Annotated in this window: 12 protein-coding genes; 8 read left to right on the forward strand and 4 right to left on the reverse strand. The window is 60.9% G+C overall.

The window, feature by feature from the left end:
- The first annotated feature begins 87 nt into the window (after window positions 1–87).
- Window positions 88–366 carry a DUF1145 domain-containing protein gene (locus tag JUI81_RS26305; RefSeq protein WP_019580953.1) on the forward strand — a complete coding sequence of 93 codons (279 nt, stop codon included), beginning with the start codon at window positions 88–90 and terminating at the stop codon, window positions 364–366.
- Complete coding sequence (locus tag JUI81_RS26310; protein WP_204125332.1) at window positions 359–1,117, forward strand: collagen-like protein; 759 nt, start codon at window positions 359–361, stop codon at window positions 1,115–1,117. The genes JUI81_RS26305 and JUI81_RS26310 overlap by 8 nt, the downstream gene beginning before the upstream one ends.
- Before the next feature lie 163 nt (window positions 1,118–1,280).
- Here the strand turns inward: JUI81_RS26310 and JUI81_RS26315 are convergent, their stop codons facing one another.
- Entirely contained in the window at window positions 1,281–1,745 is a 465-nt protein-coding gene (locus JUI81_RS26315; RefSeq protein WP_019580951.1) for a CopD family protein, read from the reverse strand.
- 99 nt (window positions 1,746–1,844) lie between these two features.
- Between JUI81_RS26315 and dinG the strand changes: the two genes are divergently transcribed.
- The 5 genes from dinG to pdxH all read left to right on the forward strand — a co-directional run bounded on the left by dinG (window position 1,845) and on the right by pdxH (window position 9,780).
- On the forward strand, window positions 1,845–3,989 hold the full coding sequence (dinG, locus tag JUI81_RS26320) for an ATP-dependent DNA helicase DinG (protein ID WP_007935913.1): 2,145 nt from the start codon (window positions 1,845–1,847) through the stop codon (window positions 3,987–3,989).
- Window positions 3,990–4,085: 96 nt separating this feature from the next.
- A complete protein-coding gene (locus JUI81_RS26325; RefSeq protein WP_204125333.1) occupies window positions 4,086–6,590 on the forward strand; it encodes a beta-galactosidase in 2,505 nt (834 codons plus the stop codon).
- A gap of 264 nt (window positions 6,591–6,854) precedes the next feature.
- Window positions 6,855–8,000 carry a serine hydrolase domain-containing protein gene (locus tag JUI81_RS26330; protein WP_204125334.1) on the forward strand — a complete coding sequence of 382 codons (1,146 nt, stop codon included), beginning with the start codon at window positions 6,855–6,857 and terminating at the stop codon, window positions 7,998–8,000.
- A gap of 115 nt (window positions 8,001–8,115) precedes the next feature.
- Window positions 8,116–9,108, forward strand: a complete 993-nt coding sequence (locus tag JUI81_RS26335; protein WP_019580948.1) for an OmpA family protein — start codon at window positions 8,116–8,118, stop codon at window positions 9,106–9,108.
- A gap of 24 nt (window positions 9,109–9,132) precedes the next feature.
- Complete coding sequence (pdxH, locus tag JUI81_RS26340) at window positions 9,133–9,780, forward strand: pyridoxamine 5'-phosphate oxidase (protein WP_007935906.1); 648 nt, start codon at window positions 9,133–9,135, stop codon at window positions 9,778–9,780.
- Between the two features lie 5 nt (window positions 9,781–9,785).
- Here the strand turns inward: pdxH and JUI81_RS26345 are convergent, their stop codons facing one another.
- Window positions 9,786–10,022 carry a hypothetical protein gene (locus JUI81_RS26345; protein ID WP_204125335.1) on the reverse strand — a complete coding sequence of 79 codons (237 nt, stop codon included), beginning with the start codon at window positions 10,020–10,022 and terminating at the stop codon, window positions 9,786–9,788.
- Window positions 10,023–10,188: 166 nt separating this feature from the next.
- Here JUI81_RS26345 and JUI81_RS26350 point away from each other — a divergent pair, with 166 nt between their 5' ends.
- On the forward strand, window positions 10,189–10,653 hold the full coding sequence (locus tag JUI81_RS26350; RefSeq protein WP_018926911.1) for a glycine zipper 2TM domain-containing protein: 465 nt from the start codon (window positions 10,189–10,191) through the stop codon (window positions 10,651–10,653).
- An 83-nt stretch (window positions 10,654–10,736) separates the two neighbouring features.
- On the opposite strand, the gene JUI81_RS26355 is transcribed toward JUI81_RS26350, so the two are convergent.
- Together JUI81_RS26355 and JUI81_RS26360 are read right to left on the reverse strand one after the other, a co-directional pair.
- Window positions 10,737–10,973, reverse strand: a complete 237-nt coding sequence (locus JUI81_RS26355; protein ID WP_018926910.1) for a hypothetical protein — start codon at window positions 10,971–10,973, stop codon at window positions 10,737–10,739.
- Complete coding sequence (locus JUI81_RS26360) at window positions 10,970–12,151, reverse strand: S-type pyocin domain-containing protein (protein ID WP_204125336.1); 1,182 nt, start codon at window positions 12,149–12,151, stop codon at window positions 10,970–10,972. The genes JUI81_RS26355 and JUI81_RS26360 overlap by 4 nt, the downstream gene beginning before the upstream one ends.
- Window positions 12,152–12,240: the final 89 nt, after the last annotated feature.

Here is a 12,240-nt window from a genome sequence, read left to right on the forward strand (position 1 = left end):
TCGGAAGAATTTTCCGTTGCCCTCTGGCTTATCCCGCGTGTAAGCCGTTACTGTGCGTGCAAATAATAATTCTCGACGGGGGAGCGTATGAAGGTGTTTTGGGGGCTGGGGAAGTTGTTGACCCTGCTGTTCTGGTTGGTGGTGCTGGTCAATCTGCTCATACCGTTTGTGCATCCACTGCACCTGTTGGTCAACCTGGCCGGCAGTCTGTTGGCGCTGGCTCATCTTCTGGAGCTGGTGTTCTGCAATCGTAGCCTCAAAGGTCGAGCCCACCCCTGGCGTGATCGCCTGAAGATTGTCTTTTTCGGCGTTTTCCACCTGCAAACCATTCCGGCCCCGGCCACTGCGAAGGCTTCCCATGCGTAAACTCTGTCTGCTCGCTGCACTCATCAGCCCATTGGCTTGCGCCCAAGTGGTGAGCGTCGAAACCAATTCGCTGATGCGTTTGCCCAACACTGCCAGTTCCTTGCAACTGGAACGGTTGGAAGTCGCCGATTACGGCACCTTGCTGATTCCTTCGAATGTGACCGAAGTATCGGTCAGTGAACTGCGCCTGGGACGCGAAGCGCGGATCGCCATTGTGCCGAGCGAACAGGCACTGGAATTGAAAGTCAGCCGGGCCGAGTTGGCTGAAGGCAGCCAGATCACCGCGCGGGGCGCCCCCGGAACTTATCTCAAGGCCGCCCGCTCCGGGCGCAATCTGAATTTGCAGATCAAAGCGCTGAAGGCGCCGCAATTGTCGGTAGACGCTCGCGGTGGCGCGGGCGCCCCGGGTTTTGTCGGTCTTGACGGGGCCAACGGCCAAGCACCGGGTTGCACCTGGGGCCAGGCCGGTCGCGGCTCCGATGGCAGTGACGGCAGCGACGGCCAACCCGGTGCGCCGGGGGCGCTGGTTCGGCTGGAAGTGCCGCGTGACTATCCGGCGGAGCAGATCAAGGTCGAGGTGGCGGGCGGAGTCGGTGGCGCGGCCGGACCGGGTGGCAAACCGGGGGCGGGCGGCAAGGCCAAGGGCTGCGTTGTCTATAAAGCCGATGGCGGCAAGAGCGGTCGCCCCGGTGCCGATGGCCAGCCTGGGCCCGCCGGGGCGGCAGGTTCGGTGAGCATTCAGCGGTTGTAAGAACGACCGAGAACCCCTGTGGCGAGGGAGCTTGCTCCCGCTGGGTCGCGAAGCGGCCCCAAAGCCGGCGACCCTGTTCTTTCAGAACGTGCGCAGCGATCGATTACGACTGCTACGCAGCCGAGCGGGAGCAAGCTCCCTCGCCACAGACACTATGCATTGCTCAGAACATCGGCCGAGCCGCAGCAATCGCCACCAGCACCAACCCGACCATCAGGTTAATTCCCACCAACCGGCGAATCTTGCCCAGCGTCGCCGCGCCCGTCGGCCAATCCTCAGCCGCCACCGCCGTGCGCAGTTCCGGCAGCAGCAACGCCTGAATCCGGATAAACAACGCGGTCATCACCACATACAGTCCCATCATCACCTGCACATACCGCGGTGCCGCTTCAAACCCGGTGAACTGCAAATGAATCATGCCCACACCGCTGATCGGCAAAAGCACCACCGCGACCCAGACCCAGCGGAAAAAACCTTGAAACACTTCCACCCACAGCTTCAACCGGGCAGGGCCTTCCAACGCCTTCAACGCCGCAGGACGCAGGACCATCCAGGCGAAAAACATGCCGCCGACCCAGACCAGGGCGGCCAGGACGTGCAGGGTATAAACGATGCCAAAAGGTGTCATTGGGGTACTCCGTTCTGCGCGGGATTAATTAGCGGGGTATGATAGCGGCCGATCCGAACCACTGAAAATTTATCCAGCGTTTTTTGCGCCCGACAATCAATGATCAGCACTGAACTCAAAACCACGATCCAGGGCGCCTACTCGCGTTTTCTCGAAGCCAAGAGCCTCAAGCCGCGCTACGGCCAACGCCTGATGATCGCCGAAATCGCCAAAGTCCTCGGTGACATCGACACCGACGACGAAGGCCGGCGCAGTGGCGACCCCGCGATTGTCGCGGTGGAAGCCGGCACCGGTACCGGCAAAACCGTGGCCTACAGCCTGGCGGCGATCCCCGCCGCCAAGGCCGCTGGCAAGCGTCTGGTGATCGCCACGGCCACCGTGGCCCTGCAAGAACAGATCGTCTACAAGGATTTGCCCGACCTGATGCGCAATAGCGGGCTGAATTTCAGCTTCGCCCTGGCCAAGGGCCGGGGGCGCTACATGTGCTTGTCCAAGCTCGACATGTTGCTCCAGGAAGGTCACGCGCAAACCGCTACCGCACAGCTGTTCGAAGAAGAAGGCTTCAAGATCGAGGTCGATGAGGCCAGTCAGAAGCTGTTCACCAGCATGATCGAGAAACTTGCCGGCAATAAGTGGGACGGCGACCGCGACAGTTGGTCCACCGCGCTCGAAGACGCCGACTGGGCGCGCCTGACTACCGATCACAGCCAGTGCACCAACCGCCATTGCCCCAACTTCGGCCAGTGCGCCTTCTACAAGGCCCGCGAAGGCATGGGCAAGGTCGACGTGATCGTCACCAACCACGACATGGTCCTGGCCGACCTGGCCCTGGGCGGCGGCGCGGTTCTGCCGGACCCGCGCGACACGATCTACGTGTTCGACGAAGGCCATCACCTGCCAGACAAGGCCATCGGCCACTTCGCCCATTACACGCGCCTGCGCTCCACTGCCGACTGGCTGGAGACCACCGCCAAGAACCTCACCAAATTGCTCGCCCAACACCCGCTGCCGGGGGATCTGGGCAAGTTGATCGAGCAGGTGCCGGAACTGGCCCGGGAGATCAAGACCCAGCAGCAGTTCATGTTCAGTGCCTGTGAGCAAGTCGCCGACTTCAAGCCCGGCGAAGACGTCGAAGGTCGCGAGCGGCCGCGTCACCGTTTCGTCGGCGGGGTGATTCCCGAACACATGCGCGAAATGGGCATCGAGTTGAAGAAGGGCTTCGCCCGACTGACCGACCTGTTCACCCGGCTTACCGAACTGCTCAAGGAAGGCATGGACGGCGAGGTCAACATCGGCATCGCCAGCAACCAGGCCGAAGAGTGGTATCCGCTGTTCGGTAGCCTGCTGTCGCGTTCTTCGGGCAACTGGGAGTTGTGGACCGCCTTCACCGTCGAAGACCCGGAAGACAACCCGCCCATGGCCCGTTGGCTGACGCTGGCCGAAAGCGGTTCGTTGTTCGACATCGAGGTCAATGCCAGCCCGATCCTCGCGGCGGAAATGCTGCGGCGCAACCTGTGGAATGTGGCTTACGGGGCGCTGGTGACCTCGGCGACCCTGACCGCTCTCGGCACCTTCGACCGTTTCCGCATGCGCGCCGGCCTGCCGAAAACCGCCGTGACCGCCGTGGTCCCGAGCCCGTTCCATCATGCCGACGCCGGTGTGCTGCGGGTGCCGGACCTGAAAGCCGACCCGCGCGATGCACCGGCCCATACGGCGGCGATCATTCGCGACTTGCCGGAACTGGTCGAGGGCTCCCGTGGCACTCTGGTGCTGTTCTCCTCGCGCAAACAGATGCAGGACGTATTCGACGGGCTGGATCGCGACTGGCGCAAGCAAGTGTTCATTCAAGGCAACCTGTCGAAGCAGGAAACCCTGAACAAGCACAAGGCTCGGGTCGATGGCGGGGATTCCAGCGTGCTGTTCGGCCTGGCGAGTTTTGCCGAAGGCGTGGATTTGCCCGGTGCCTACTGCGAGCACGTGGTGATCGCCAAGATCCCGTTCTCGGTGCCCGACGATCCGGTCGAAGCCGCGCTGGCTGAGTGGATCGAGGCTCGCGGCGGCAATCCTTTCATGGAAATCTCCGTGCCGGACGCCTCGCTGAAACTGGTCCAGGCCTGCGGTCGCCTGCTGCGAACCGAAGAAGACCGCGGCACCATCACCTTGCTTGACCGTCGTTTGGTCACGCAGCGCTACGGCAAAGCTATTCTCAATGCGTTGCCGCCATTTCGTCGTGAAATTTCCTGATGCGCCGGTGGGCAAATTTGCCCACCGCGTTGTCTACCTCACTGCCACTGCCTTTCCACTGGCCCATTGATGGTCGTTAGGGAGAACCACGTTCTTATGATTCGCCGTTCGTTGCCCGCCGTTTTTGCCTTGATGTTCGCAGCCCCTTTGCTGGCGGCCCCCGCCGGCCAGCAGACGCTGTTCAATTTTGTGCGTCCTGCCGACGTGGTTCAGGTGGCGACCCAGGACGCCAGCCTGCCGCAATCCAATGCGGAGCAAACGGCCGAAGGCGAAGTGTTGCGTCGCGTGACCTTCAACCCGACTGCCCAGCCGACCTTGCGCCTGACACCGCAGACCGGTGCCTGGGACTGGTCGCAGTCGGGCGTCATGAGCCTGCGGATCCAGAGCGCGATGAACTGGGCCGTGACCTTGTACGTGAGAATCCAGAGTAACGACGGCAAGACTCTGGTCAGCCGTGTCGATCTGCCGGCCGGCCCGGCGCAGACCTTACTGGTACCGCTGCAGCCGAGTTCGCCGCTGAGCCAGGGCATGAAAGCTGGCCCGCCGATGCCGATCAATTTCGAAGGGCAGCGTGTATTGCTGGCCAGCAGTACCGGTGAGCTGGACCGCAGCCAGGTGGTGTCGGTGACCTTGTCGATGGATCAGCCGAAAGTCGCCCAAAGCATTCTGCTCGAGCGCTTCGGCGTGCAGGACGGCGAGGCCGTGACCAAAGCCGCTTATGGCGGTCTGGTGGACGCTTACGGTCAATCGACCCGGGCCAAATGGCCGGAGAAGATCAGCAGCGACGAACAACTGAAATCCGCCGCTGGCAAAGAGCAGCAACAACTGAAAACCTGGCTGGCGGAGCGCGAGAAGGCGCCTCTGGACAAGTTCGGCGGCTTGAACAAAGGTCCGGTGTTCAAGGCCAGCGGCTTTTTCCGCACCGAAAAGCGTGATGGCCGCTGGTACCTGGTGACTCCGGAGGGGCATCCGTTCTATTCCCTCGGCGTCAACACCGTGACCCCGAGCGTCAACCAGACCTACGTCGCCGGACGCGAGTGGATGTTCGAGTCCCTGCCCAAACCCGAAGAACCCTTGGCCAGTCACTATGGCGAAGGCGATAACCGTGGCGGCAACGGTGTTGATCAGGGCCGAGCCTACAACGCCGGTCGTTGGTACGATTTCTATGGCGCCAACCTGCAGCGGCTGTACGGCGATCCTTGCGCACCGGGCAGTGGCACCAAGGCCGGTATTGCCGAAGCCGCCAAGGCCGATGCGGTTGAGGCTTCGGTCGATAAGGCCGCCGAACAATCAGCCGCTCCAGCACCTACCGAGTCCAGTACCGGTGTTGCCGAAGCGGCCAAGACCGGCGTGGTTGAAGCGACAGTCGAAAAGGCGGCCGCCGAACCCTGCAAAGTAACTGTCGACGAACAACGTTGGGCCAGTCATACCCTCGATCGCCTGCAAGCCTGGGGTTTCAACACCCTCGGCAACTGGAGCGCACCGGTGTTGGGCAACGCTGACCGTGTGCCGTACACCTTGCCGCTATCGATCGTCGGCGATTACGCCAGCATCAGCACTGGCACCGATTGGTGGGGCGGCATGCCTGACCCGTTCGATCCACGTTTCGCCATGGCCACCGAACGCGCCGTGGCCATCGCCGCCCGCGACCATCGCGACGATCCGTGGCTGATCGGTTACTTCGCCGACAACGAACTGGCCTGGGCCGGTCCCGGCGATGACCCGAAGGCTCGCTATGCGCTGGCCTACGGCACCTTGAAAATGACCACCGACGTGCCGGCCAAACGTGCCTTCCTCAAGCAGCTGCGCGACAAGTACCGCAACCAGGCGGGGTTGTCGAAAGCCTGGGGCATTGATCTGCCGGCTTGGGAATTGATGGAAGACCCCGGCTTCGTGCCGCCGGAGCCGAGCGCCGAACACCCGGAAATCGAAGCCGACTTCAAATACTTCCAGAAGGTCTTCGCCGACACCTACTTCAAGACTGTTTCAGACTCGCTCAAATGGCACGCGCCGAACCAATTGTTGCTGGGCGGCCGCTTTGCCGTCAGTTCCCCCGAGGCAGTCGAATCCTGTGCGCAATACTGCGACGTGTTGAGCTTCAACATGTACACCCTGCAACCCCAGGACGGTTACGACTTCGCCAAACTGCGCAGTCTGGACAAACCGGTGCTGATCACCGAATTCAACTTCGGCTCGGCAGATCGCGGCCCGTTCTGGGGTGGCGTGACGCAACTGGCGAAGGAAGAAGACCGCGGCACGGCTTACGCCCACTTCCTCAAACAGGCGATGAGCGAACCGTCGATTGTCGGGGTGCACTGGTTCCAGTACCTCGACCAGCCGGTGACCGGTCGTTTGCTGGATGGCGAGAACGGACACTTTGGTCTGGTGGGCATTACTGATTTGCCGTTCCAGGGCTTTGTCGACAGTGTGCGCAAAAGCAATGTGCAGATCATCGATCAGCTTGGCAAAGAGGCGGAGAAGGCCAGCGCTGAAGCGGATAAAGCCAGTCACGATGTCGAGGGCGGCAGGAAGGGCGAGGCAGGCAAAGGCCCGGGCAAGGGCGCCGGGCATGCGGGTGGGCATTCGGGCAATGGCCACTGATTCCTGATAGACCTGTGGCGAGGGGGCTTGCCCCCGTTGGGCCGCGAAGCGGCCCCCATGCTTACAGATGCACCGCGAATACAGGTCTTTGCGACCGCTTCGCAGTCGAACGGGGGCAAGCCCCCTCGCCACGGGGATTGCATCGTTGATGTCTGTGGCATTTCCATAACCGGGCGACCATCCGACCCGATCCTGTTCCCAAATCCCTCAAGGGCTGGAACAATGCGGGCCACTTTGTAGAGCGTTTATCCGGGAGAGTTGCGGGTGCAGATTCAGGGTCATTACGAGCTTAAGTTCGAAGCGGTGCGTGAAGCGTTTGCAGCACTGTTCGACGATCCTCAGGAACGTGGCGCGGCGTTGTGCATCCGGATCGGTGGTGAAACCGTCCTCGACCTTTGGGCCGGTACCGCCGACAAGGACGGCCATGAGGCCTGGCACAGCGATACCATCGCCAACCTGTTCTCCTGCACCAAAACCTTCACCGCCGTGACGGCGCTGCAATTGGTGGCTGAAGGCAAGCTGCAACTCGATGCCCCGGTCGCCCGCTACTGGCCCGAATTTGCCGCCGCCGGTAAAGAATCCGTGACGCTGCGCCACTTGCTCTGCCATCAGGCGGGTCTGCCGGCCTTGCGCGAGTTGCTGCCCCCTGAGGCACTTTACGACTGGCAGACCATGGTCAATGCTTTGGCCGCCGAAGCACCCTGGTGGACGCCGGGTGAAGGTCACGGTTATGCGGCAATCACCTATGGCTGGCTGGTGGGTGAATTGCTGCGTCGCGCTGACGGTCGTGGGCCGGGTGAGTCAATCGTGGCGCGGGTTGCCAAGCCCTTGGGGTTGGATTTCCACGTCGGCCTCGCCGACAAAGAGTTCCATCGCGTGGCGCACATCGCCCGCAGTAAGGGCAACGTCGGCGATGCCGCGGCCCAGCGCTTGCTGCAAGTGACCATGCGCGAACCGACAGCCATGAGCACTCGGGCCTTCACCAACCCGCCGTCGATCATGACCAGCACCAACAAACCAGAATGGCGGCGCATGCAGCAGCCGGCCGCCAATGGCCACGGCAACGCCCGCAGCCTGGCCGGTTTCTACGCTGGACTGCTCGATGGCAGCCTGCTGGAAAGCGAAATGCTCGACGAGCTGACCCGCGAACATAGCGTTGGCGAAGACAAAACTTTATTGACCCGGACCCGCTTCGGTCTGGGTTGCATGCTCGATCAACCGGATGTACCCAACGCCACCTACGGCCTCGGCCCACGGGCGTTCGGTCACCCGGGTGCTGGCGGCTCCATCGGTTTTGCTGATCCGGAACATGATGTGGCCTTCGGTTTTGTGACAAATACCCTGGGGCCGTACGTTTTGATGGATCCACGAGCGCAAAAGCTCGTGCGAGTACTGGCCACTTGTCTGTAAATCACGCTTAAGGGGGCCAGGGCTGGAACCCGAAAGCCTTTGTGGTTTCAAAGCGTCTGTTTAGCCGGGGGCCCCCCCCAGCTGACTTTTCATTACCTCATTTTGTGGATACCCAATGTCGTCCAATAAAACCCTCGCCCTGGCCCTGTGCTTCGCTATCACCGGTTGTGCACAAACCCCACAAAATGATGCCGCAGGTGGCAGCAGTTGGTGGCCGTTCGGTTCTTCCGACAAGGTCGCGACTAAAGAACCCGCCCCGGCTCCGGCGCCCCTGAAACCTGCTGCCGCAGTACCCGTCGCCAAGGCTGAAGCCGATGCCGGTGGCAAATGGTGGTGGCCGTTCGGCGGCAAGGAACAGAGCACCAGCACTGCCAAAGCAGCCGTGCCGATGCCCGATCCGAAAATCACCCAAGCCTGGCTCGACGACTATGAGCCGCGCCTGCGCGAGGCGGTCAAGGGCAGCAACCTGCAACTCGAACGCCGTGAAAACGTGCTGGTCGTCACGGCTCCGGTAGATGGCTCGTTCAACCCGGACCGCCCGGCCATGCTGCTGCCGGTGACCCTCGCTCCGTTCACCCGTGTCGCGAAAATCCTCGAAGCCGATCCAAAGACTGCCGTGCTGGTACTCGGCCACAGTGATACGTCGGGTGCCGCACCGGCCAACGTGAAACTGAGCCAGGAGCGCGCCCAGGCGGTGGCAGCGATCTTCCGTCTCAGCGGTCTGCAGCGTGATCGCCTGATGTTGCGCGGTATGGGCGGTGACGCACCGCGTGCCGCCAACGACAGTGCCGAAGGTCGTGCCTTGAACCGTCGCGTCGAGCTGTTGTTGACGCCGCAAAACACCATGGCCGCGCTGCTGAGCAAGTACAATATGCCGGCTCCGGCACCGGTAACCAAAGTCGTCGCGCAAGACGTCAAGCCAGTGGCCAAGCCGGTGACCCCGGAACCGGCTGCGAAAAAAACGGCTGCCTCGTCGAAGAAAAAGGCACCGGCCAAGAAAGCGGCCGCCAAGGCTCCAGCCAAAAAGGCACCCGCGAAAAAGGCCGCACCGGCTAAAACCGCTGTCGATTCGAAGAGCGCCACCGCCACCGATGCCACAAAGCAGTGATTCGTTAACCAAAAGGAATGCGCCATGACCCGGCCCTTGGCAGATATGCGTCGCGACTACACCCGAGATGGCTTGACCGAGGCGCAAGCCCCGGCTGAGCCGTTCGCGCTGTTTCATCAGTGGTTTGCCGATGCGGTGAAAACCGAACAGGTGCCGGTGGAGGCGAATGCCATGACACTGGCCACCGTCGATCAGGATGGTCGGCCGCATTGCCGCATTCTGCTGCTCAAGGGCCTGGACGAGCAGGGCTTTACCTTCTTCACCAACTACGAGAGCGACAAGGGTCAGCAATTGGCAGCCAATCCATTTGCAGCCATGACGTTCTTCTGGCCGGCCCTGGAGCGCCAGGTGCGCATCGAAGGGCGGGTGGTGAAGGTCACGCCGGAAGAGTCCGACGCCTACTATCAGGTTCGGCCTCTGGGTAGTCGTCTCGGTGCGTGGGCGTCGCCCCAGAGCCGGGTGATCGCCGATCGCGCCGAACTGGAAGCGCTGCTCAAGGACACCGAGCAGCGTTTCAGCGACACTCAGCCTCATTGCCCCGAGCATTGGGGCGGTTATCGCTTGCTACCGGAGCGCATCGAATTCTGGCAGGGCCGTCCGAGCCGTCTGCACGATCGCCTCAACTACCGCTTGCAGGGTGCGGACTGGGTGCGTGAGCGCCTGGCCCCGTAAACGGTCTACCGATCGGGATACCCTGCCGCAGCGGCCTCAAGCCATTGTGGCAGGTCCTGACGCTTGATCTTCTGCGCTTGAGCGTTCGCCAGTTGCTGGAGCATGAAGGCTCTTTTTTGTTGGTCTTTACCCGCCAGTGACAACGCCAGATCGCGGTCCATCCAGCGTTTGATCCGCACGTACAACCACCAATGGAAGTACAAACCTGCGACGGTCGTGACGACAATGATGAAGTAATCCATGATAATCCTTGGGTCAGCGGCGCAGATTTTGTAATTTGACGCTACTGTGGTGAGTTCGAGAAGTGCCTGTACCAGGCCTGAATGAAACCAATTTTATCCGGGCGATGCCGTGACAGGCGTCAAGCTGCGGGTTTTAATGGATACCTGTCCTATGGAGTTTGATGCTATGCGTAAGTCTGTTTTGCTGGTTGCTTCCTTTTCCACGATGGCGATGTTGCTCTCCGGTTGCCAATCGAGCCTGACCGGTGACTCCTACTCCCGTGACGAAGCGCGTCGCGTGCAGACGATTCGCATGGGCACCATCGAATCCCTGCGTCCGGTGAAAATCGAAGGCACCAAAACCCCGATCGGCAGCGCTGCGGGCGCAGTCGTGGGTGGCGTAGGCGGTAGCGCCGTCGGCGGCGGTCGCGGCAGCATCGTTGCAGCGGTTATCGGCGCGGTAGCGGGTGGCCTGGTGGGCTCGGCTGCCGAAGAAGGCCTGACTCGCACTCAAGGCGTCGAAATCACCGTACGCGAAGACGATGGCAGCATGCGCGCCTACGTGCAGGAAGTTCAGCCAAACGAAGTGTTCCGTGTGGGTGAGCGTGTGCGGATTTCCACTGTGGGTGGGACCAGCCGCGTTTCGCACTAAGCGGGAATGTAGGGTAAAAGAAAACCCCGATCAGGTGAGCTGGTCGGGGTTTTCTTTTGGGCTGTGGAGTTGAACCAGAGCATTTACTTGCTTGCATAACAACCGAGCTGAAAATCGTATTGTGGATCGTAAAATGATCGACCGACTAATGTTTCCAGTTTTGTTATCTGCTGGGAATCAAGGTCATAGCCATAGATTTCTTCTTCAGCCTCAGTCCAACTCATTATCGCCCTCAGCTGTGCAATGCCGTCTGCCGGGACAGGCACTTCGAATACCAGCGCTTCTGTTTCTTTATCAAAAGCATAAATTACGTGGTTCACGGTTCTATCCTTCTTTTCGGATCCGCCGGCTTGTTTTGATTACCTGTTTCAGCGTCAAACTCACCCAGATGGCGACCTCGTTTGTCATACATTTCTACTGCTCCATGCTGATAATCCCATTCTAGAATTCGCCCTTCAGCCGTTCTCCAGCGCATTCGGGTGCCTCTACCTTTGCCCCGAGTCTTCTGTTTTGCCGGTGTGGCATCAGGAAAAGCGGTAAGCCCGTTTGGCGCCGGATGATATTTGTGGTCCGCAACACTCACCACAATATAAACCGGCAACACCCCCGAATCCGCCGGAAACACAAGAATGAAATCCTTGTACTCCGGCGGATAAACCGGATTCACGATGATGCTGTCAGCCGCCTTCGTCGGCGGGTAAACCCAGATGTGCGGCGCTTGTGGCGCAGCTTCCAAAGCGGGGATGCCGAGGGTGCTTGAACCGTTCTCGGCCGGCGTCCAGATCAGCTCAATGCCGTCCCCGAGATCAGCCACCTGCTGACTGCCGCGCAAGGTGAACTGCACGACATCGACCATTTCCCAATCGCGGTTTTTGCCAGTGTAAAAACCGTATCCCTTGAGACTGCCATCAGCCTGTTGCTCGACCCGCAGACGCACGCGAGTGCGGGCCTGTTTGAGGGATCGCAGTTGTTCTTCGGTGTAGAGAGAGCTGTCGCCAAGGCTTGACGGTATGACCAGAGCCACCAGGCCTGCCAAGGTAGCCGCAGCGGTGCTGGCTGCGACGGCGGGTAATGCGGCGAACGCTGAGCCACCCAGGGCGAAGCTGCCGAAACCCGCTGGAATGGCGGTGCCACTGATTTTCTTCAGCGGCACGACACCGGTTTCATCGGCCTCTCGAGCACCGAGCAGCACCAGTTCGCCGTAGTCTTTCAAGCTGTCGGTCGGAACAACGCCGGAGGTATTCGTGTAGTCGATGATTGCATCGGGCAGTTTGCAGGACTTGGCGAATACGCAACCCGCGCGGACAACGTTGTCCTTTTTCGCTGCGACTTGAAGGCTGTCTTCGAAGGCTTGCTGCCTCGCGAGCATGGCGTCGTAGGCGTTTTGTCTGGCATCACGCTCGGCCAATTCGGTGGCCGTCATGAATCGGTGAGTGACGTGATGCCCGTCACCTGACGGTGGGTTTTGTACCCGGGGGATGTCCTTGTGGCCAGCCACTGATTGTCCTTTCGCTCGTCCATCGGCAACCCCCAAAGAGGGGCTGCACGACGTTAACGAACGTGGCTAATCGTGACTGTAGGACGAAT

It is taken from the genome of Pseudomonas sp. 008, assembly GCF_016861935.1.
GTDB lineage: Bacteria > Pseudomonadota > Gammaproteobacteria > Pseudomonadales > Pseudomonadaceae > Aquipseudomonas.